14 protein-coding genes are annotated in these 23,407 nt (G+C 40.9%); 6 read left to right on the forward strand and 8 right to left on the reverse strand.

Translation table 11 applies throughout. The features are described 5' to 3' along the window. Positions 1 to 4 precede the first annotated feature (4 nt). On the forward strand, positions 5 to 952 hold the full coding sequence (locus tag RMY64_RS07540) for a glycosyltransferase family 2 protein (RefSeq protein ID WP_322673049.1): 948 nt from the start codon (positions 5 to 7) through the stop codon (positions 950 to 952). Positions 953 to 1,012: 60 nt separating this feature from the next. On the opposite strand, the gene RMY64_RS07545 is transcribed toward RMY64_RS07540, so the two are convergent. Continuing rightward, complete coding sequence (locus tag RMY64_RS07545) at positions 1,013 to 1,990, reverse strand: helix-hairpin-helix domain-containing protein (protein WP_322673048.1); 978 nt, start codon at positions 1,988 to 1,990, stop codon at positions 1,013 to 1,015. Positions 1,991 to 1,994: 4 nt separating this feature from the next. Continuing rightward, positions 1,995 to 3,482, reverse strand: a complete 1,488-nt coding sequence (locus RMY64_RS07550; protein WP_322673047.1) for an AAA family ATPase — start codon at positions 3,480 to 3,482, stop codon at positions 1,995 to 1,997. Between the two features lie 132 nt (positions 3,483 to 3,614). Here RMY64_RS07550 and RMY64_RS07555 point away from each other — a divergent pair, with 132 nt between their 5' ends. Then, a complete protein-coding gene (locus RMY64_RS07555) occupies positions 3,615 to 3,986 on the forward strand; it encodes a zinc ribbon domain-containing protein (protein WP_322673046.1) in 372 nt (123 codons plus the stop codon). 397 nt (positions 3,987 to 4,383) lie between these two features. Here the strand turns inward: RMY64_RS07555 and RMY64_RS07560 are convergent, their stop codons facing one another. The 5 genes from RMY64_RS07560 to purD all read right to left on the reverse strand — a co-directional run bounded on the left by RMY64_RS07560 (position 4,384) and on the right by purD (position 19,368). Next, positions 4,384 to 9,234, reverse strand: a complete 4,851-nt coding sequence (locus RMY64_RS07560; RefSeq protein ID WP_322673045.1) for a non-ribosomal peptide synthetase — start codon at positions 9,232 to 9,234, stop codon at positions 4,384 to 4,386. 418 nt (positions 9,235 to 9,652) lie between these two features. Next, positions 9,653 to 15,094 carry an AAA family ATPase gene (locus RMY64_RS07565; protein WP_322699728.1) on the reverse strand — a complete coding sequence of 1,814 codons (5,442 nt, stop codon included), beginning with the start codon at positions 15,092 to 15,094 and terminating at the stop codon, positions 9,653 to 9,655. 398 nt (positions 15,095 to 15,492) lie between these two features. Beyond that, on the reverse strand, positions 15,493 to 17,439 hold the full coding sequence (gene nblS, locus RMY64_RS07570; protein ID WP_322673043.1) for a two-component system sensor histidine kinase NblS: 1,947 nt from the start codon (positions 17,437 to 17,439) through the stop codon (positions 15,493 to 15,495). Between the two features lie 311 nt (positions 17,440 to 17,750). Continuing rightward, positions 17,751 to 18,095, reverse strand: a complete 345-nt coding sequence (locus RMY64_RS07575; protein WP_322682677.1) for a XisI protein — start codon at positions 18,093 to 18,095, stop codon at positions 17,751 to 17,753. Further along, positions 18,088 to 19,368 (reverse strand): phosphoribosylamine--glycine ligase, encoded by a 1,281-nt coding sequence (purD, locus tag RMY64_RS07580; RefSeq protein WP_322699729.1) that lies wholly within the window; start codon positions 19,366 to 19,368, stop codon positions 18,088 to 18,090. Before purD ends, RMY64_RS07575 begins: the two co-directional genes overlap by 8 nt. Positions 19,369 to 19,998: 630 nt before the next feature. Between purD and RMY64_RS07585 the strand changes: the two genes are divergently transcribed. After that, the gene (locus RMY64_RS07585; protein ID WP_322699730.1) at positions 19,999 to 20,958 is read left to right on the forward strand and encodes an NAD-dependent epimerase/dehydratase family protein; all 960 of its coding nucleotides are present in this window, start codon (positions 19,999 to 20,001) and stop codon (positions 20,956 to 20,958) included. A 33-nt stretch (positions 20,959 to 20,991) separates the two neighbouring features. Here the strand turns inward: RMY64_RS07585 and RMY64_RS07590 are convergent, their stop codons facing one another. Further along, positions 20,992 to 21,363, reverse strand: a complete 372-nt coding sequence (locus tag RMY64_RS07590) for a hypothetical protein (protein ID WP_322699731.1) — start codon at positions 21,361 to 21,363, stop codon at positions 20,992 to 20,994. A gap of 102 nt (positions 21,364 to 21,465) precedes the next feature. On the opposite strand from RMY64_RS07590, the gene RMY64_RS07595 reads away from it, so the two are divergent. The 3 genes from RMY64_RS07595 to RMY64_RS07605 all read left to right on the forward strand — a co-directional run bounded on the left by RMY64_RS07595 (position 21,466) and on the right by RMY64_RS07605 (position 23,205). After that, the gene (locus RMY64_RS07595; RefSeq protein WP_322699732.1) at positions 21,466 to 21,810 is read left to right on the forward strand and encodes a hypothetical protein; all 345 of its coding nucleotides are present in this window, start codon (positions 21,466 to 21,468) and stop codon (positions 21,808 to 21,810) included. Between the two features lie 113 nt (positions 21,811 to 21,923). Further along, positions 21,924 to 22,829 (forward strand): hypothetical protein, encoded by a 906-nt coding sequence (locus RMY64_RS07600; protein ID WP_322699733.1) that lies wholly within the window; start codon positions 21,924 to 21,926, stop codon positions 22,827 to 22,829. Positions 22,830 to 22,851: 22 nt separating this feature from the next. Further along, positions 22,852 to 23,205 (forward strand): hypothetical protein, encoded by a 354-nt coding sequence (locus RMY64_RS07605; RefSeq protein WP_322699734.1) that lies wholly within the window; start codon positions 22,852 to 22,854, stop codon positions 23,203 to 23,205. Positions 23,206 to 23,407 lie beyond the last annotated feature (202 nt).

Here is a 23,407-nt window from a genome sequence, read left to right on the forward strand (position 1 = left end):
AAAAATGCCTAAAGTTAGTGTTTCCATTCCCACGTTTAATCGAGTTAATTTACTGCCTTTCGCAATTGACAGTGTACTCAACCAGTCTGAGCAAGACTTTGAGCTAATTATTTGTGATGACGGTTCTAGCGATCGCACACCCGAATTGATGTCACAATACAGAGACGATCGGATAAAATATATCCGTCATCAGCAAAATATTGGTAAAAGTAATAATATGCGCTCTGGTTTTGATGCTGCCAGTGGTGAATATTTTATTAAATTTGATGATGACGACCGCCTAACACCCGATTTTCTCGCAAGTACATCAGCTATTCTTGCTCAAGACTCTAGCATTGATTTTGTTGGTACAGACCATTGGATAATTGATATTAACAATGTGCGCGATGAGGCAAAAACTCAAGAAAATTCTCATCGTTGGGGTAGAAAGAATTTACCAGCAGGTGTTGTAAACAATTTGTTAGAAGTCGTATTTATTCAGCAAAGTTTTCAAGTTGGGGCGACATTATTTCGCCGTAAAACCTTGCAAGAATTAGGATATATGCAGCCAAATCTGCAAAATTGTGAGGATAATGATTTATTTGTACGTCTGGCTTTGGCTGGAAAAAAGGGCTATTACTTACCAGAATTATTGATGGAATATCGCTCTCATGCAGAACAGCAAGGTATCAATCGAGCCATTCCTTATTTATTTGATAAAATTCAGTATTTAGAAAGTTATAAGTTTGAGTCTGAAAAATTAGAGAAAGTCAGGAAAAATCGTTTAACTGAAACGCAATTATTATTAGGTTTGCGTTTAATTGAAAAGGGTGAAACGCAAAAAGGCAGAGAGCTAGTTTTAGCGGGACAGTCTTTTTCGGCTGCTAAAGCTTGGACTGGTTTAGCTTTATCGTTGTTACCAGTTGGGTTGCGAGGTAAGGCGTTTAATGCATTGCGACAGATGCAGGGTTAGGAAATAGCTCAATGTTTCACGCACAGACACAGAGAAAGACTGGAAATGGTAGGCAATGACTTACTCACAAAATAGGTAAGTATCAAATACTTTAAGTATTGTTTGAGTAATTCCTTTTACCTCCATCAATTCTGTTAGTGATTGAAGTTTGCCTTTACGCTCGCGTAGTCTAACAATTGCTTCCGCTCTCTTGGGGCCTATTTGTGGTATTTTGTATCTTTCTAATTCTTTAGCCGTTTTAATAGTGTTAAGGTTAATCTTGTTCTCTCCTGTAACTAACCTTCCGGGATCAACTTCAGACAACTTGTTTATAATACTTTCAATGTTTTTGACAGATTGAGCTACTTGTTCAAGTTGCTTAGTAAGACTTTCAGTTTCGTTCTGAGCTATTGTCTGCTTACTTTCAGGTTCCTCAATTTTTTTAACGTATGTAGCAGATTGTTCAAATTTTTGAGTAAGAATTTCTACTTTTTGAGTAAGAATTTCTATTTTGTTATAAATATCTGTTTCACGGCTATTATAAGTTTCTATTTTTTTTACGGACACAGCGACTTGCTCAATCTTATGGTTTAGTGTTGCTGCTAATTGCCGAAAAAATTTATCAAGCTGTTCAACTATTGTTTCAGTTGATTCTGTTTGTTCAGCACCAGAGGGTAATATAACAGGAGTGGAATATGAAAATCCTAGCAATTGCTGCATTTCTTCTTTAGCAACAGCAGCTTGCTGATCATTCATATCAAATACCCAAACCCAAAGCTTTTCAATATCAAGTTCTTTAGCAACAAGACACCAATCAGCACCAAAGACAACCTCATACTCTTCTTCTTCGCTATACGCTTCGGTACGACGAACAATTAGAGGAATTAAATTACTACCTTGTTGAGTAAGACTTCTTTCTAATTGTTCACGTTTTTCCAAAGTAATTTCTAGAACTTCGGATTCTGGTATGGCAATTTGAAAAGTGTAAATTTGACCGTGCGAAATTGGCTTAATACGTAAATACTCAACAATGCGATTCTGACGTTCTGAGTTATTCATTTTTTTATTCCTCTTCTTTGGCAACAGAAATAAAGTGTTTAGCTAGTTTCATATAGCAGTTAAAAGCATCCTGTGCTGTTTCTTTATCTTTAGAGCTTAATTCTTTATCAAATTCGGCAAAGCAAATTGGATACCCTTTATTAGGCGTACTTGAAACTATGCTCAGGCTTGGAATCCATGTATCTTGAGGAAATAACTCTACATTTTTACTTTCAGGATTCTTTGATAAAATATCCAAAATTTGCTGAGTCATAGACAAAGCAACCTTAGTTGCTGCTCGATTGTACATACTAACTGCAATACCAATAATCGGCAGTGGTTCATCTCTAAATTGATGGACTCCAATAGCCCTATTAATGACATACTCTAATGCTCGAATGGGATAGGCAGATAAATGAGTAGGAATTAAAACTCCTGAAGATGCCATTAATGAAATATTGTTAACTTTACCAAATGATGGAGGTGGATCGATCAAGACATAATCATATTCATTACGGTATTTCTTCAGCTTTTTTGCCAATATACGATCAATATCTGGTGTCATAGTCAACGTAGCTTCTAGCTCACTCAAACGAATGTGAGATGGAACAATATCTAGTTCAACATCATCCCAATTTTTATGAATAATCGTTTCTTCTAAGCTAGTTCTTGGTTCAGTCAGTAGATGGGTAATATCTTTTTTACCTAGCTTTTCAATGTCATCTAAAGGATCTATTCCTAATCCCATTGTCAGATTAGCTTGAGCGTCAATATCAATCAGCAGCACTCGTTTACCTAGCTTGTTGAGAGCAGCAGCAAGGTTGATAGTTGTTGTAGTTTTACCTACCCCTCCTTTGTTATTAAATACAGTAATAATCATTGATTTACGTTCCTCCTTAGTTTCTGAAACTAAAATTTTTTCTTCACTTGTTTGCTGTGTTGAAATGGGAGAAGTCTTACCTTTGTTGAATAAACCCAACATATCTTCTTGTTGCACCTCTTTTGAGATTAAATTTAAAAACTGTAAGCGAATATTTTGTTGGTTTTTATACAAAGTAGAAGTAAAGTTTAAATAAGTTTTTTTGGATAAAATTTTGTAAAATGACCGATATTTATGAATAAGTGTGGCTTGGGAATACTCTACAATAGTTGTAATTTTTTTATCATAGTTATAAAGTATACGAAAATCATAGCCGTTGGTTAACAGACCGATAACAGACCCAGTGTGACGCATGTAATTATTAATTTGCCAAACGCTGTGGGCAATGTTTTTACTGGGTGCTTTAACTTCAATAATTAAATAGGCTGGTTTTATTAAAGCGGAATCTGGTTGACCCACTAGGAAATCAAGCTTAGATTGTAGAATTACAACTTGAGATTGCCAATCGGCATTGCTATAACCAAGTATGTGCAAGAGGGGAACTACTATCTTTTGCTCTACATCAGATTCGTTACTATTTGGAACGATCGCTTGAAAAATGTTTTGCAGTATCGAGCCATAGTCAGCAATCATACTAGCACCGAGAGGCATCCAACTTTACAATTGTATCCGCTAATTTCTCCCTTGTAAAAATTTTTGCCTCTATTGCTCGTAAAATCCAAGAATGGCTAGAATCAAAGTGTTTACCTATTTGCGCTAAAGGTTTTGGCTACTGTATCTTGTCCCCACTGCCATCAACTTGTTGATAGTCAAGCTATTAGTTGTCCCTATTGCCGGACTACACTCAAAGCTTACGGTCATCCCGGTATTCCATTGCACCGCGCCGCTGGGGATGGGTATCTGTGCGACACCTGCACCTATCACGCTGATGATACTTGCAATTTTCCTAAACGTCCCTACGCCAAAGACTGTACCCTCTACCAAAATATTGAAGAGACAAAGTTAGAGTTGGAACAGCAGCGTTACACTAACAGTTTTGCAGCAACTGTGAAAAGTTGGGTAAAACGCAATCAGGCTTTGCTGTTACTTTTGGGTTTATTATTGGTCTGTTTGTTGTTCGTGATATTAAGGTCTTGATTTGGATTTTCTAAAGAGTTGAGAATATAACGCTTCTGTGTTGAGTCTAATACAGAACTAAAGAGGGGAGCATCTCACTTTTGCAAAAGTAAGATGATCCCCTTTTATACGACGTGCCTTTAACAGTTGACCATCATCGGCACCAAATACAATGTCACTATTGTTTTGGGCCGCTAATCAGAAATCATCAGTCGTATGCCAAGGCATACTTTGATGCTCTTGGATAATAAAGTAGCGTTTTTCAGCAGCAATACCAAATAAGAACTTGAGTGTACAACAATTCCGGTCTGCCAGCCAAACATTGTCTTCTTCAATATTAGGTAAATCACACTATACACTCCAGAATTACTGAAGAAAGTTGAAGGAGATGTTAAGCTGAAAATTATAGCGCGAACATTTACTCCTGTCTTAAAGGTGGTGAATTTAAGAAACCACTACTAACGAAATATAAGAAGTATTTATCAAATAGTTTAACATCCATTGGTGGACAAACAATTGCAGAATCTGCCAATCCATTGAGGGTATTTTGATAGTCATAATCAACTGTATTTTGATACAACTCCATGATTGTCAAAGAATCTTGATAGACTTTTTCAGACATCATCGATAAAAGCGGATGTAAAGCATTTTCCTGAGAGTGCCTGAAACTTGCAATTAGCTCATCTTTCCACTGAGTATATGGTAACTTCTTGAGTTGGTAGCCATAAGAACAAATAACCTCAAAAAGCTCGATGAGTGGAATATTTTGGTCTGGTGGCGGTACTATATGGAAAGCTTTTCCTAGAGATTCTTGCTTTTTGGATAAATGGACAATTGCTCTGCTGGCATAATCCACAGGAATCATTTCTTCTTTTTGATCTATGAGTTCAGGATAACTACCAAGCTGTATGCATCCTTTAATAACTCTAGGCACATAAGCATCTTTTGTATGAGCAATACCTGTTTTGCTATCTCCCATGAGAAATCCTGTTCTGAAGATGCTAACAGGTATTCCCCTGGACTTGGCAACCCATACAAGATTTTCGGCTACCCATTTGGTTTGAGAATAGCCGAGATCCAAAGCAACATAGTCTTTACAAAGCTGGATATCGTCATCTTCGTAAACTAGTTTTTGTCCTGTAAAATGGTTGATTGCACCAAAAACAGCAACAGTAGAAATGTAATGCATTGGTTTAATTTTGCCCATACAAGCTAATCTGAGAACTTCTTGAGTTCCGATAACATTGGGTTCCTTGATTGCAGGGTATGGTTTAGCAAAATTCACTTGGGCAGCACTGTGATAAATAGCATCAATTTGCAAACCCAATTTTTCAAACTGTTCAATAGGAAGACCCAAACATGGCTGTTCTAAGTCTCCCGGAATTGCAATTACATTAGAGCTAAAATTTGGGTGATGAAGGGAATATTTTTCTAGGTTTTGTTGAATCTTTTCTAACCCTTCATGCTCGTTCGGGGAGCGCACTAGGCAGTATATTTTTGCTTGAGTTTGATGTAGCAGTTCATCAATTAAAAAAGCCCCCAAAAAGCCTGTAGCTCCTGTGAGAAAAACATGACGCAATTCATCGACCTGAACAACAGTCCTTCCTTGAGCATCGATGGCGGGATCGAGTACTACCTCAGATTTTAGATCGATCGCACTGGTTAAAGCAGAAGCGCCATCTCGACGCACTGTCTCTATTACCTGAGCCAGCGCTTCTATGGTGGATTTTTCAAACAAGCTTTTTAGAGGTAAATCTACTTGAAAGGTTTCTCTCACCAAAAAAATCAACCTAGATGCTAGTAGGGAATTACCGCCAAGCTCAAAGAAATTATCGTGAATCCCAACTTCTGCGATCGCTAAAACTCGGCGCCAAATTTCAGCCATTTGTGACTCAATCAGAGTACGAGGTGCGACAAATTTTGCTTCCAAATCGCTTCTATCCAATTCAGGCTCTGGTAGACTGCGAATATCTATATTGCCGTTGTATACTCGCTTAGTTTGCCGATCGCTAGGGAATGTTAACAGGGGTAAGTTGGAAATTGTCTGGTCTGGGTTAGAGACAATACTCTGTACTAGAGTAGAAAAATTTTCCACCATCAGAGCGATCGTCTCAGCTTTAAATAGGTCAGTATTATATTCCAAGTTGCCAGATATCCCTGCTGCTGTCTCGCGCAGTTCCAGGTATAGATCGAACTTGGATGTCCCGTTATCAATTTCCAGACGGTTCATTGTCAATCCGGGAACAGTCAGCTTAGGTCTTGGGGTATTCTGAAGATGAAACATCACTGAAATTAGTGGATTCTGGTTCAAGCCTCGCTCGATTTGTAGAGCATCAACTAGCTTCTCAAACGGTAAGTCTTGGTGAGTATAACCCGATAAAGCTACTTCCCGGACTCGGCCTAACAACTGCCGGAAACTTGGAGAGTCAGACAAGTTGGTTCGCAATACCAAAGTATTGAGCAAAAACCCAATTAGCCCTTCTAATTCAGAACGGTGGCGATCGCTTATCGGAGCGCCTACTAAAATGTCTTCTTGCCCTGTGTAGCGAAATAGGAGTGTCTGGAATGCTGCCAACAAGGTCATAAACAAGGTAGTACTCTCTTGGCGCGAGAGAACATTGAGGGCATCTGTTAGGGATTTGGGGATAACGACCGATTGACGCGCACCCTGATATGTTGGCTCTAATGGTCGTGGATAATCGGTGGGCAATTCTAATATAGGTAGACTGCCACTCAAATGTTGCTGCCAATAAACAAGCTTATTATTTAATATTTCACCTTGTAGCGACTGCCGTTGCCAAGCTGCAAAGTCTGCATACTGAATAGCTAAGTTAGGAAGAGTAGAGGGGTTGCCAGTGGAAAAAGCTTGATAGAGAGTTGACAGTTCCTCGAACAAAACACTTAAAGACCAATCATCACAAAGAATGTGGTGTAGGTTGAGGAGGAATATATGTTCCTCTGAACTCAATTGCAGCAATGTTGTTCGTAGCAATGGTCCTTGAACTAAATTGAAAGGACGTTGGGCTTCTTTAAGTACGATCTGATGGACTTGAGATTCTTGCTCGTCTGGAGACAGCCCTTGGAGATTCACCACTAAGAGTTTGATGGGAAAAGTTGAGTGGATGACCTGTATGGGTTGTCCGTTCAAACTGGAATATGTAGTTCGTAGGACTTCATGACGTTTGATAATTTCATTCAAGCTCTGCTCTAATATTGTGGCGTTGAGTACACCTTTGAGGCGAAAGGCTTCGGGAACATTGTAAAAAGCATGATTGGGTACTAACTGGTCAATAAACCACAACCGTTCTTGCCCAAAAGAAAGCGGTAAATCGCCATCGCGCCCAATAGATTGTATTGGCACAGAACATCCTATGTTTTCCTGTTGTGCTTGTATGATGCTTTGGGCTATTTCAGAGATGGTGGGCGCTTCAAAGAAATGCCGCATTGATAACTCAACTTGAAAGATATCGCGGATACGGCAGAGGATCTGAAAGGCTAGTAAGGAATGTCCTCCCAACGCTAAGAAATTGTCATGAACGCCAATGTTTTTTAGACCCAATACAGTAGACCAAATTTCTGCTACTCGTTCCTCAATAGGAGTGCGAGGAGCAACAAACTTCTCATTTGCATTCAAAGTTTGAACGGGTGCTGGGAGCGCCTTACGATCGACTTTTCCGTTAGCTGTTAAGGGTAAAGCACTCAATTGCACAAAGCGAGAAGGGATCATGTAGTCAGGCAATTTCTGTTTGATAAAACGGCGTAAATTACCAACATTCGTGTCTGATGATTCGGGCTTGAGAACTACGTAAGCTACTAGGCGTTGGTCGCCAGGGGAAAATTCTTTAGCAATCACTACAACTTCTTGCACATCAGGATGTTGCCACAGTGCAGTTTCAATATCTCCTAGCTCAATCCGGAAGCCGCGAATCTTTACTTGTTGGTCAATGCGCCCAATATACTCAATGTTGCCTTCTGGTAAGTAACGAGCTAAATCCCCAGTTTTATATAATTTACTCCCTCCTGCCTTCTGCCTCACTTCAGCTACGCTCAGTGACCGCCTGCCTCCTGCCTCCTCAAAAGGGTTGGGAATAAATCGCTGATCTGTCAGTTCTGGACGGTTGAGATAGCCTCTAGCTAGTCCCTCGCCGCCAATATATAGTTCTCCAGAAACACCTGTGGGGACTATCTGCATTTGTTCGTCCAACAAAAGACAGTATGTGTTGGTTATCGGACGACCGATAGTCACACTGCTATCACCTTTGTTAACTAAGGCAAATGTGGAATAGGTTGTATCTTCTGTAGGGCCGTATAGATTAAAGACTTTTTGAATATTGTCCAACGTATATATCTGCTGCACCAAACGATTTTGTAGAGGTTCGCCGGCTAAGTTAACGATGCGAACAGAAGCGGGTATACCTTGAATTCTGAGTAACTCTGCGATCGCAGATGGCACTGTATTGATGAGAGTGACTTCTTGAGCGGCAAGTAAGGTAGGTAAATACAAGGCATTTTCTGCCAAAATCACCTTACCACCCAAACTGAGGGGAACAAATATTTCAAAAACTGAGAGATCGAAGCAAATAGATGTTGCTGCTAGCACTCCAGCTAGATCCTCTGTTGTAAAAACTTCTTTTGCCCAATGCAACAGAGCGACTGTGCTGTGATGTTCAATAGCTACCCCTTTCGGTTTACCAGTCGAACCGGAGGTGTAAATGACATAAGACAGGTTTTTATCTGTCGCTAGACAGGTTAGATTCTCCTGACTTTGTTGAGTAATTGCCTCTTTATCGTTATCTAGACAAACTATATGGGCCTGATGCTCTGGAAGCTTTGAAAGTAAATTTTGTTGTGTCAGCAGTATCGATAACTGTGAGTCCTCTAGCATTAAAGCTAGGCGCTCTGAGGGATAGGCTGGATCTAAGGGGACATAAGCTCCGCCTGCTTTGAGGATGGCTAATAGTCCAACAATCATTTCTAGCGATCGCTCTAGGAAAATGCCAACTAAAACCTCTGGTTTGACATTCAGGGTTTGTAGATAGTGCGCTAGTTGATTAGCTCGCTGGTTAAGTTCTTGATAAGAAATTTGTTTGTCTTCAAAAATCACCGCAATTTGCTCAGGTGTTTTTTCTACTTGATATTCAAACAACTGATTGATACATATATTACTTACGTAAGCTGCTGGATTTTCATGCCATTCCAGAAGCAGCTGGTCTACTTCTATCTTGGGTAAACTGAGGTCTTGTTGAGAACTTTCAGTAGAATTTTTCACGGTAAATTAGTAGTTTTTAATACTACTAAACTATTCTAAAATACTTAAATTGGCTAGTCACAATGAAAAGTTTTTACGCTGAAGTTGACACATATCAGCAATGCTGTGCCCCTACCGCGTGGTCTATTTACCTGAAAATAGCTGTAAGATATAGCCTTGGCTCTGACTGGTTAAGAGCCTCCAGGCTCTTAACCCATTCTGGAAGGCTCCGCCTCCAGAGACTTCTTGGCATTTGTAGGGAAAAGGGTAAAGGGTAAAGGGGAAAGAAGAAACCTTTAACCTTTACCCTTTAACCTTTTCCCAAATCCAATTCCGAGTTAAAAATCCACAAAGCGTGCAGTATTGTAAAGGTATGGAATTTTTTCAAACCCAGTAACCTTTCCCCAACCGGAAAGCAAAAGTAACTTTTGCAAGATGTCTAATAGATAGGGAGAACAATCTCAAATTCAGTTCCCTCAGTGGGCTGAGAACGCACAGTTAAAGTACCGCGATGTTGTTGGATAATAGAGTAGCTAACAAATAACCCCAAACCTTGACCGCGACCAATGGGTTTTGTAGTGAAAAACGGTTCAAAAATCCGCTCTTGCAGATTTACAGGAATCGTACTATCTGTATTGGCGATCGCAATTCGTAACCATTCACGATCTATCACTCCAGTACGAATCCGAATTTCTGGGTGTTGGCTGCTTTGGGGATTATCTCGAATCGCATCAATGGCATTGTTAATCAGATTTAGGAAGACTTGATTCAACTGGCTAGGATAGCAAGTCACCAGAGGTAGATTGCCATACTCCTTAATGACACGCACTTCGGGTTGATTTTCAGAAGCTTGTAAGCGATGTTGCAAAATTAACAGCGTACTTTCAATCCCACTGTGTAAATCTACAGCTTTGATTTCGGCTTCATCTAAGCGAGCAAAGTTGCGTAAACTCTGGACAATTTTGCTGATGCGATCGCTACCAATCTTCATAGATTCTAAAGTTTGATTAGCATCTTTAAACAGAAAATCAAGCTCAATTTCTTCCTTCATCGCTTGAATAGCTGGATTAGGTTGGGGATATTCTTGCTGATAAAGTGTCAGCAAACGCATCATATCTTGAATGTAATTTTCTGTATGGGTGAGATTACCTTTAATAAAATTAACTGGATTGTTAATTTCGTGAGCAATACCAGCTACCAATTGACCGAGAGATGACATTTTTTCGCTATGAATTAATTGTCCTTGAGTTTGCTGCAATTTTTTCAAGGTCTGCTCTAAATCTTGGGCTTTTTGGTTGAGAGCTTGGGTTTTGTGTTCTACCTCTGCTTCTAGGGTGTAAGAATAGTTTTCGGTTTGTTGATACAAACGAGCATTTTCCACAGAGATAGCGGCTTGACTAGTTAGGAGTTGGAGAATCTCGATGCGCTCGCTGGTAAAAGCGCCTAAAATTAAGTTGTTCTCCAGGTACAAAATACCGATGAGTTTTCCTTGGCGACTAATGGGAGTACATAAAACTGATTTGGGCTGGTGAGCGATTGTGTAGCGATCGCTGGCAAATTGCACTGCTGTACTCAAGTCTTCAAACACAGCCGTCTCTTGAGTTCTTGCTACTGCATAAATCAGACTTTGAGGAATTTCTGAGTATTGCTCCAGGGGAATTTCTAAAGTTTTTACCAGTTCTCGATCGGCTTGAGCTACAACTAACCATTGTTCCTCTTGGCGAAGAACCAAATGACCGATTTGGGCGCCAGCATTGGCGATCGCGATCTGCATCAAGGTTGCCAACAGTTTCTCTAATTCAATTTCTTGAGAGATGGCTTGTGCGGCTTTCATCACCGCTTGTAAATCTAAGTATAAATTTTGGTTGCTAGAACTTTTAGTTACACTTCTCATCAAAGTTAAGGGGATGGTTGCCGTAGATGTGATAGCAATATTAGGCGATTGGAGAATGGCTGTTAGTAGTTGCGGATATTGTTCTTCTAAATGGGCAACTTTCGCCTTTGCACCCCAATGAGCGTAGCAGTAGTAGGCTTGTTGCATATAGTCTGCGGCCAGCTTCTCTTTGCCCCAAGCTAGGTAGAATTTGGCGGCCAGCTCATTGCTGAGTGCTTCTTCTTGGATGTAGTTGTTTTCTTTTGCCCCCTGAATGGCTTTTTTATAGTAGGTCATTGCGTCTAAATGACCCAAAATTTTTGCTCGCTCTGCTTCAACTAAATCGTATTTGTGTTGATGATTGGCAGGAGCGTGAAACGCCCACTGACTCATCATTTTCTGGTTTTCTGCAACTTTTTCTAATGCCGATTGTTGCTCTGCTTCATTGCCATTTGAACAGGTAGCCAAAAGAGCGAGGGAGTAATAGAAATTATGTTCGGCAAACTGCAAGAAGCCAACCATGTTTCCCAGGTATTTTTCGGCTTCTTGAGCATGGATAAGTGCCTGCTGATAGTCTTCAAAGATGAACAAAAGAATGGTCTTTGCCAGATGGAGCAGGAACAAGAGAGTTCCGTTTTGAGTTTCAATTAAAATCGGCAGCATTTTTTGCTCGTCGAAACTCTCTCCAACTAGTATTAAGGGATCTTCTGCTGCTCCCATCAAATTCAACACCAGCTGACGACAAATCTGGCTGAAATAAATTTGATATTCTTGTTTGAATTTCAACAACAGATCGATGTATTTTTGCTGTTGCTGATTTACCTGCTCCAGTGCTTCACCGATGAAGAAAAGATAGTTACAGTAGGAGGCGGCGTTGTAGCAGGCATACTCTACATCACCCATTTCTAATCCAACCTGAATAGCTTCACGTAAAGGAGCGATCGTTTTGCGAGCGGGTTCTTGCCAGTGCCGCACAAACACATCAAAAATGTTAACCACTTTTGCATACAATTTCCTGTCGTTGAAGCGCTCCAGCAATTTTAATCCTAATTGTCCAAACCGATAGCCTTTTTCAATTCCGGTTGGGGTACCACATAAAACCAGGCCATAGAAAGTGTAGCCAAATGCTGAAAATGCCGAATTGCCAAATTGAATCGATAGGTTCACTAGTGTGTAAGCAATCGGTGGTAACAACTCTGGTTTAGCGTTCAGGCTGGGAGTGACCATTGCGATCGCAATTCGCATGGCTGCTAACTTGTGCGGATCGAGCATCTCTGGAAGGTTAATTAAATCCTCGATCGCTAACTCCTGTGGAGGTTCTTTAAACAGCGGTTCGCCCAAAAATTCCAGCACTTGCAGACAGATGTCGATTGCTGCCAGCATTTGATTCTGAGCAATGTAGAAATAGATTTTGATTTCATACATCTTCACCTTTTGCAGCAAATCCTGGGCGTGCTGAAGAACAATTTCTGAAAGCCGTTCTGCCTGCTCGAAATGGGCAGTCAGGTACTCAATTTCAGCCGCTTCTGTATAAAGGGCAAGGGTCAGGTCGTAACGATCTGACCAACCGTTTTCTGGAAGCGCTGCCAGCCCTGCTGTGAAGTATTTATTTGCCATTTCATAGGCGGTTGCTGCCTTGGCTTTTTGTCCTGCAAGCAGGTTCAGTTGAGCTAGATCCAATTCTTGCAGCCTGGAGATTTCGTCACCATTTTGTGCATTCAACAATCCAGGAGAACTTTTTTGAGATGTCAATTTCAGACCGTAGTTCAATTGATTGACAATTTCAAAAATTTTCCCTTCTCGCTCTGCTTCAGGCGTATTTGCCCACAGTTGTTGTCCAATTTGGAAGTGGATAGACTGTTTTCGATCTTCTGGAATCAGACCATAGGCAGTTTGTTGGACGCGATCGTGCAAGAATTTATAAGGAACGACAATCTCACCACCGCGATCGATATGGTCTGAGTTATTTGATTGGAAGAACTTGTAGGTTTCGCTAATCGGGAGAATCAGCCCTTCTTGTAACGCCGTCCATAGGTTGGTCGCTATATCAATCAGTGATTTTTCAGAGACCATTGCCAAGGTCTTCAAATCAAATTGGTTGCCAATACAAGCCGCCTGTTTCAAAAGCTCCTGTGTATCCACCGGAAGTTTTTGTAACTGCAATGCCATGAACTCTACCACTCCATCGGTCAATGCCAACTGCCGCACCGAAGCCAGATCGCATTGCCAGTAACCCAGTTCAGGCTGGAACTGAATGCAACCCTCTTCGTGTAGTGCTTTGAGAAACTGTGTTGTAAAAAAGGGATTCCCTTTGGTTTTCTGATATACCAATTGCGTCAGGGGTTGAGCCAGTTCATTGGGACAACTTAAGGTGTCTGCCACCAATTGATTCACCGTTATTTCCACCAAGGGTTTCAGGGTAATCGTATTGACGGTAGCTTGGGCTTGCTGAATCTGCTCCAGTGTCAGTATTAAGGGATGAGTCGGAAAAACTTCATTATCTCGATAAGCACCCAGAATGAGTAAATATCCAGAACTAGCTTCACCGATCAATAATTGCAGCAAATTCAGAGATGCCGAATCTGCCCATTGCAAGTCATCCAGAAACATCACTAGCGGATGCTCAGGGGTGGTGAAAACCTCGATAAATTTCTGAAATAGCAAATTAAAACGATTTTGGGCAGCATTACCAGATAGTTCTGGGACTGGCGGCTGTTGACCGATAATTCGCTCTAGTTCAGGGATCACATCAACAATTGCTTGTCCGTTTTCACCTACAGCAGCCAAAATTTTCGCTTTCCACGCCGCCAATTGGACATTACTCTCACTCAGCAGTTGTCCCATCAGATCGCGAAAGGCTTGCATAAAGCCACTAAACGGAATATTACGCTGAAACTGATCGTACTTGCCTTTGATGAAGTAACCGCGTTGTCTGACAATCGGTTTATGGACTTCATTGATCGCCACAGTTTTACCAATCCCGGAAAATCCTGCTACTAGCATCATTTCTGAACTGCCATTAGCGACGCGCTCAAAAGCTTTGAGCAAGGTTGTAACTTCTGTGTTTCGCCCATAGAGTTTTTCGGGGATAATGAAGCGATCGCACACATCCCGTTGTCCCAAGACAAAGGTTTCTATTCTACCCGTTGCTTTCCATTGATTGAGACAGCATTCTAAGTCATATTTCAAACCCAAGGCGCTTTGATACCGATCTTCGGCATTTTTCGCCATTAACTTCAATACTATCTCTGAGGCGATCGCGGGAATTTCTGGATTAATACTGTGTGGAGCGAGTGGCAGCTTGGCTAAATGACAGTGTACTAACTCCATCGGATCGTTGGATTGAAAGGGTAATTGTCCAGTCAAAAGTTCGTACAATGTCACCCCTAAAGCATAGAAATCACTGCGGTAATCAATGCCGCGATTCATTCGTCCGGTTTGCTCTGGGGAAAGATAGGCAAGGGTTCCTTCCAACACATTCGGATTTTGGATTTCCTGGGTTTCGCGGGGGAGGAGGGAGGCAATGCTGAAGTCAATCAGCTTGACTTGTTGTGATTCTGGATGAATCAGAATGTTGGCAGGTTTGATATCTTTGTGGATGACTCGATGCTGGCAGACTTCATGGAGAATATCAGCAATTTGTCGGGCTATTTCTAAAAATTCCTCTAAAGATAGGGAATAATTTTGGGTATAATCCCGTAGGGAAATGCCGCCAAAGTCTTCCATTACTAAGGCATAGCTGTTAGCGTATGCTTCTAGGCTCAATGGGTGGATTATGCCAGGAATGTTGAGATTTTTGGTAATTGCATACTCGTTACGAAACTGTAATAACTCGTTAAAGTTGGGGTAGTCTTGCCGTAATAGTTTAATCACCACCGGACGCTGACTTGACTCCTGCACTGCTCGATAAACTATTGTCTGAGAACCTGCATATAGCTGCTTAACAATGGCATAACCAGGGATATACGGCAATGGATTTGAATCGGGGATTGCTGCCAGCGTCGTCATAGGGTCAAGTTAAAATTTTGAGAAGAAGTTGATAATTTTAATATTTCCCAAGAATTTGGCAGAATAAACATTCCGTAACTTGTATACATAATTAATTGAGCCACAATTAGGCAAAATTCAATACTGCTTGCACCAAGATTGTCAATGACAGTTATATCAACAACTATGCGAACAGTTAGTGTAGTATTTCTAGATTCAAAAGAGAGCAATGCGATTTTGTGAGACGATCCACCTAGAGAGCGATCGCTAATCAACTCTTATGTATAAATTGAATAAAGTGTGGCAATTTCTTCAAAAGCTTCATCCAAAATTGCCACTATCAGGAATGGTCAAAAATAACAAACCATACTCAATCCTTAATCTTCAGGTTGTGATGATTTTGGATGCTTCTGCAATTTTCAAACTGTGGTAATTTTGGATGTTTCCGCAATAGCTTCAACTTGTATCAACGGCGCTTTTTCTTCAAATATGGCTAAGTCAAACCAAAAAGTGGTGCCAATGCCGACTTCACTCACTAGATGAACTTTACTACGATGTCTGTCGATGATATTTCTAACAATCGATAAACCTAAACCCGTACCTTCTAGGGTGTGAACTCGGTTTTCTACGCGGAAAAAGCGTTCAAAAATTGAGTGTTGATCTTCTGTGGCGATGCCAATTCCAGTATCGGAAATTTCAATCCGCACTGGTACAGATTCGGTGTGACTGGGGTTGAAATCTAGTTGGTAGGCGCGGATTGCTACTTTACCACCGGCTTTGGTGAATTTAAGCGCATTACCAATCAGGTTGCCAAACACTTGTACTAATAGATCGTAATTACCTAATACTAGCGGCAAATTAGGGGCAACTTCCTGAACAAGTTCAACACCTTTATCTTTGGCATTGAGTTGGTAAGTACGCAGGGTTTGCTCGATCGCTTGGGCTAAATCTACGCCATCAAAGCTGTAGTTGCGACCAGATTCGAGTTTTGATAAATCCAAAACATCGTTAACTAGGCGGGTGAGGCGATCGGTTTCATGGTTGACTGTTTGCAGAAACTCTTGCCGTTCTTGTAAAGCCAAGTCTTCGCCGTAGTCGTGCAGGGTTTCAATATAAGTTTTAATGTTAAATAGAGGCGTTCGCAGTTCGTGAGAAACGTTGCTGATAAATTGACTTTTTGCCTCGTTTAGTTCGACTTCACGGGTTATATCTTGAATAGTAATCGCAATACCTTTGATGCTTTCTCTTTGCAGGTTGAGTACTGTAGTCAAAAGAATGCGGATCGTCCGTGGGGTGGGTTGGTTAATAAAAATTCGGAATTCGGCGCTTTCGCATTCGCCTACTGCCATTTCGTACAAAGGACGGGTGATTTCGATTTGTACTGATGCTGGCAAGTGATGCAAGACATTGCAACCGACTACATTAGCGGCTTCCCAGCCAAAAATTCGCTCTGCTGTGGGGTTGACTAAAATCACCTGCATGTTGTTGTCAATCAACACAGCACCATCTGCGATCGTGGAAACTAAAGTTTCTAGCTTGGCTTTTTCTGCGGTTAGTTCTTCAATGTTCTGTTCTTCATAGCGCTCTAATCGCTCTGCCATCTCATTAAAGCTGAAAATTAATTCTCCTAGTTCGCCGCCTAAAGGTAAATTAATCCGCTGCTTAAAATTCCCGGTAGCAATTTGCTTTACCCCCACCAGTAGTTCTTTAATCGGCTTGGTGATGGTCAAAGCGTTAATCACTCCTGCCAAAATCACCATTACCCAAATTGTGATAAAAACGGCAATGGTGACATCGCGGGTAAAATTGGTAGAGATAACAGCGGTTTGATTGGGGTTGAACCCGATCGCTAATACACCTAAGTATTTTTTATTGACAATCAGGGGAATAAATACATCGGTGACTGTCCCATCTGGGGTTGTGTGTTGCCGCACCATCGGCTTTTCCCCATCACCAGGATAATCTTCTGGCAGTTGTATCCGCCGTTTAATGGTAAGAGAATTTTCTACCTCGGCTTCCCAAAAAGGAATGCCAAAAAAGATTTCCCCGTTTTCATCGGCATAAAGCATATAACGCACGCTAGAGGTGCTGCTATAGAAACGTTGGGAAAATCGGGCAACCTCCGTGAGATTATTGTCCGCGACCAAGGGGGCAACGTTGGCAGCAAGCAGCAGCCCCAAATCACGACCAAAGCGGGTATCATTCATCTGCGCATCCTGCTGGATTGTATTTACAGCCCAGAAGGTTAAACCACTCATCACCAACGAAACTACCATTGTGGCCACAGCCAGCAGTTTAGTTTGGAGAGTGAACTCCGACCACCAACTTGCGATCGCATCTCGAATTGATTTGAACAGACTTAGCATCTTAAATAAAGTTGTTAGTAGTCTTTGTTATAAAGCCCAACAACTTAAAAATTAACAGTTAATTTGACAAATATGTTAGGGAAATGGGGAATGAGGCATCCCTTCTCTGCGAGACGCTACGCGAACGGCTTCGCTCAGGGCAAGTGGGCATTGAGCAAAACAGTTCCAAGTTCCAAGTAACATAAGTGAGATTACCAATTCAGCACTGGCTCAACGCCCTGCACTCAGCACTCCTGAAGGGTATTAGGCATTAGTTTAACTTTCTCTCTCCTGTTTTCCTCAAACCCCAACAACTAAAAAATTAGCGATCGCTAGGATGCTACTGCAAAATCTGTGTACTGCCGCATTTTAGGCTCATGGAATGCCAAAACTATATCTTCTTTGGCAACACCTGCACGAACTAGGTCAGTTGCGATTCCATCTTCAGTCCAATCTTCCTCAATCCAGAATTTGCCATCTCGAATCCGAACGTAGACAGTCATACCAGTAATGCGTTCGCCATTTTGCCAACCAAGGTTCATCCAAATATAGTGACCCTTTGGCTCATCGATAATTAAGAATCTTTCGATGTCTCGGTTAGAACGACGGTTGCATAGTTCTACGTACTCAGTAAGGATACGCTTAATTATCTGGGGATACTCAGTTAATTTATCCATTAACCACTTTATGCCCTATATCTTTTCGGTAATACATCCTTTGAAACTGAATATGTTTGATACTAGCGTAGGCTTGAGCGATCGCTTGCTCAAAATTTTCTCCAATTCCGGTCACATTTAATACTCGACCTCCGTCTGTGACTATTTCTTGTTGCTGGTTCAATTTCGTACCTGCATGAAATACAGTTGCTCCTGCTGCTTCTGCCTCCTCAATGCCAGTAATCACCTGCCCCTTTTGATATTCTCCTGGATAACCACCGGAAGCGGCAACCACAGTCGCAGATGCTCCCCCTTTCCAAGCAATAGGCGGGAATTCACTTAAGCGCTGCTGTACACAGGCTAGAATCAACTCTTCTAGGGGTGTTTCTAACAGTGGCAAAATCACCTGGGTTTCGGGATCGCCAAAGCGACAGTTAAATTCCAAAACCTTCAAATCGCCATCGGGTGCAATCATTAACCCAGCATACAGCACGCCTCGGTAATCAATGCCTTTAGCTCTTAAGGTGGCGATCGCTCTTTCTAATACTTCTGTTTGAATGCGTGCCATCAACTCTGGTGTAGCGATGGGTGCTGGGCTGTATGCTCCCATCCCGCCAGTATTTTCGCCTGTATCGCCGTCACCAATCCGCTTATGATCTTGCGCTGGCAACAAGGGTCTAATTGTTAACCCATCAGTCAATGCTAAAACTGATACTTCTTGCCCAATCAAACATTCTTCAATGACGACAAACTCACCAGCACTGCCAAATTGTCCTTGAAAAATTGCATCAATGGCACTTTCTGCTTGTGTAACTGTTTCAGCCACCGTTACACCCTTACCAGCCGCCAAGCCATCAGCTTTAACAACAATGGGCGCTCCCTGAGATTTGACGTAAGATTTTGCTGCCGCAGCTTCCGTAAATACCGCAGCCCGTGCCGTTGGAATCCCTGCTTCTTGCATCAGGGCTTTTGCCCAAGCTTTACTCGCTTCAATTTGCGCTCCGGCTCTGACTGGGCCAAATACCATCAATCCTTTGTTTTGGAGGTAATCTGTGATTCCCTTAGATAGGGGAACTTCTGGGCCAACTATTACCAGAGTTATGCCATGTTCTAGAGCATATCGGCTCATTCCCTCAAAATCGTATACTGCTAAGGGCAAGTTCTGGCAACGTTCCATACTTGCCGTCCCCCCATTCCCTGGTACACAGATAACTTGCTCAATTTGCTTAGATTGCAACAGTTTCCACGCCAGAGCGTGTTCGCGCCCTCCATTACCAACAACTAAAACTTTCACTGATTTCCTCGTGCGTCCCTTGCAAAATGAGAATACCTTAACTGCTCTCGCGGATCAATTTTTTCATCAATTCTCACACTTGTGCAAGTTTCTGATGATTTAGTATACCTCTTGTAAAAGTCCCCTAAAATTCCACTCCCCTTAATCCCCCCGATATATTGAGCTACGGTGTACACACAAACCCTGGATTTACCCCCCTTAGTCCCCCCTTATAAAGGGGGGAAATAAGAAATCTTGTTCCCTCCCCAATACATACGGGGAGGGTTAGGGTGGGGTAAAACCTTGGGTTTTTCAGCTATTTCAGACTTGTGTGTACACCGTAGCCTTTACAAGGGGAGGGTTAGGGTGGGGTAAAACCTTGGGTTTTTCAGCTATTTTAGTTATTGAATTCCAACTGCATTTATTTGAAAAATTAAATTTAACTAATTAGTAAATTTTTAGTTTTTATTATTAGTAATTACTCCATCCAGTTCATAACACATTTTTAGCATAAATGTATTAGTTTAATTATCTTTTATGCTGATATAATTCAACCTATCTATAAAATAATCTTCAATTAATAACCGATTTTTGATTATAATTATTAACCTGTGAATATCGCGGTTAATCAGGATAGAAAAAATCGGCAACATGGCTAAAATTATCGTTACTGGAGTCGCAGGCTTTATTGGTTCTCATCTTGCAGAAACATTGCTACAACAAGGAAACGAAGTAATCGGGATTGATGAATTCAATGATTATTACGATCCGATGTTAAAGCGAAACAATGTTGCACACTTGTATCGTTTACCTGGTTTTGCATTAATTGAAGGAGATATGCAGTTTTTAGATTGGCAGAAACTCCTAAAAGATGTTGATGTAGTTTACCATCAAGCGGCACAAGCAGGGGTCAGAGCAAGTTGGGGTAAAGCTTTTCGAGGCTATACAGAACGAAATGTTAACGCTACACAAGTTTTGCTGGAAGCAGCTAAGGATGCTAAACACTTAAAAAGGTTAGTGTTTGCCTCTTCATCTAGTGTATATGGTGATGCAGAAACATTACCTACCCACGAGAGAATTTGTCCTCAACCGGTTTCTCCTTACGGCATTACGAAGCTAGCAGCAGAGTTTTTGTGCGAACTGTATTACAAAAACTTTGGTGTACCTTGTGTAACATTGCGCTATTTCACAGTTTATGGCCCCAAACAGCGCCCAGATATGGCATTTCATAAATTTTTTCAATCCATTTTGCGCGATGAGGCGATTCCTATTTACGGCGATGGCCAGCAAACGCGGGAGTTTACGTTTGTTAGTGATATCGTCGCCGCTAATTTAGCCGCCGCTACCGCACCCCAAGCAGTGGGAGAAATCTTTAATATCGGTGGTGGTAGCAGGGTGGTTTTAGCAGAAGTTTTAAATACGATTGAAGAAATTGTTGGGAAGCCAATCAAAAGAAACCACATTGAAAAAGCGATGGGAGACGCGCGCCACACGGCTGCTGATGTATCTAAAGCACAGAAAATTCTCGGATATCAACCGCAAGTCTCTCTAAAAGAGGGTTTGACGCAGGAATGGGAGTGGGTGAAATCTTTGTATTCCCTATCTTCCTAATTTTCCTTATTCTCTTTATCCCTTAGCTAGTAGTCAAACAACACCTTGGCGCACAGCACGCTTGCGTAGGCGTAGCCCGTCGTAGACATCGCTTTTACGAGTACCCCCAGCCATCTGATACTCATGGCTATTATTACCATATTTATGAGCAACACCACGCAAAATTTTCTCAGAATAGTCTGCTAAATCCTGTTCATTTTCGACGAGCTGGGTTAGTAAGACATCAATAGTAGAGAGGGTGGTATTGTATGCTTCTAGAGATTGCCGCACCATTTCGATTTTTTCAGTGTAATCTTTGACTGTTAACCCCTCTCCAACATCGAGAGTTTGACTAATAGATTTAACGCTTGCTAGACGTAGTTCAGCTTTCCCAAGAGTACGTGAATTGCGTTTTCGCCTTCCCATAATTAATACTCATTTTCTCAATTTCTCATAACTCTATAGTGGACATTTGTTGAAGAGGTTGCCATACGTGGAATTGTTGATTTTTCTGAAAAAGCCTAAAATTTGTTTGCTTTATACCAATTCGTAATTACGAATTTTGAATTACCAATTGCGAATTGGTTTAACATCAAAGCGGAAGCTGCTACAGCTTGCGCAAAACACGGAAACATCAAAGCAGAAGTTGCTACAGCTTGCGCAAAACACGGAAACGTGAAAGCGGAAGTTGCTACAGCTTGCGCAAAACACGGAAACGTGAAAGCAGAAGTTGCTACAGCTTGCGCAAAACACGGAAACGTGAAAGCAGAAGTTCTTACAGGGAAGGCGGAAGCTGTTACAGACTGCGCGAAACACCGAAACGTCAACCCTGGAGCAATATTTTTTGATGCGATCGCAAAATTCCGAAATTAACTAATTGGGGAGTGGAGAAGGAAATAACAGCGTTTTTACCTTATATCAAGCTTACGCCCTGAGAGTTTTCTTACTTAACTTTCTGCTTTTGAAACATCTTATTTATACGTTTTATGCTTAGAAAGGAGATTACTATCAAATCTAAATTTGTTATTAGAGCATCAATCATCTCTTTGATTGGAGCTTCATTAGTTGCCTGTGGTGCTTCTCTAAGAGAATATAAAAAGTTTGCCAACGCTGGACAAGAATATGCAGATGCACTAGATACTTTATTGGTTACATCAGGAAACTACGTTGTTGATGCCAATTCGGAAAAGTTGCTGCGTAACCGCACAGAATATACAGTAGAAGAACGTGAAGAAATGTATATTAAAATTACTAAACTAGATAAAGAATGGCTTGTGATAATTGGACGAATGCGCCAACATACCGATTTACTCCAACGCTACTTTATTGCTTTAGAAAATCTAGCAACTTCGGATGCTCCAACACAAGCACAAGAAGTTACTGAGGATATTTTCACTCAATTAAATAATGTTAGCACTAATATTCAAGGTAATCCTCTTGTTTCTAACAAAATTAGCTCTGTTTTATCTAAAATTCCTCAAATAATATTGAGTAAGAAAATTAAAGGTGCGTTGAGAAAAGAATTAGAGCAGAGGAAAGAAACGATTTATCGAGAGCTTGCTATTCAGGAATCAGTGCTTGAACTTCTTACTACTGAACTAAAAAATAATTTAACAACCATTCAAGAAAATCAGGAAGATCGTTTACTTTTCAGACCTTATACGGCTGCCGATCCAATTAGCGATCCTGACGAATGGATAGAAAAACGGCAGAATATTTTGACGATGACACTTTCGATAGAAGCTTTAAATGATGCTAGTGAATCAGCCAAAGACTTCAAAGAAGCTTTTCAGTTACTTTTAGAAGATAAGTTTACTATTGCACGCGCTAATGAACTTTTATCTGAGATAAATTCCCTAGTTAATGTAGCTGAAGAAATCAAAAATAACTAATAAAGAAAGGAAAAGTAATTTTATGTCAGAGATAGCATTTAATGTCGATAACAATAAACAATTAGCATTTTTGAAAAAGATCAGTGAAATAGATAAAAATTTATATCAACCTGGTATTGAAAGAAAATTTACTAAGCCAGAACATAAAAAAAAGTTTAACAACTATCGTGGTCAATGGACGATTTATGTCAACACAGTCAGGAACAACATTGGTACTATTCTAATCAACAAACTGGAGCAAAACGAAAAAGGTTTTGAAGATGGCATTAAAGCGATAAATCAAGAAATTCAGGAAATAAATCATACTGGAGGTTTCTTAGAAATCTTGGGTCGAACGATTGATATTCTTGATAATATTGTTCGCTTGGTAATTTGACAGTACATGAAGTTTTTAGATTAAGTCTTTTGACCCGATTAGGTTAGGTAATGTTGTTTGAAACGCCATTTTAGGCGGCTATCTAATTAGTTCAATACTTAGCCTATACTAATTCAATTAATGATTGCTACATATTCTTGGGTAAAGTAAAGACGCGATTCATCGCGTCTCTACAAATGGTCTGTATGTCGCATTTTTTTAA

The sequence above is a fragment of the Nostoc sp. DedQUE08 genome, assembly GCF_034530895.1.
GTDB lineage: Bacteria > Cyanobacteriota > Cyanobacteriia > Cyanobacteriales > Nostocaceae > Nostoc.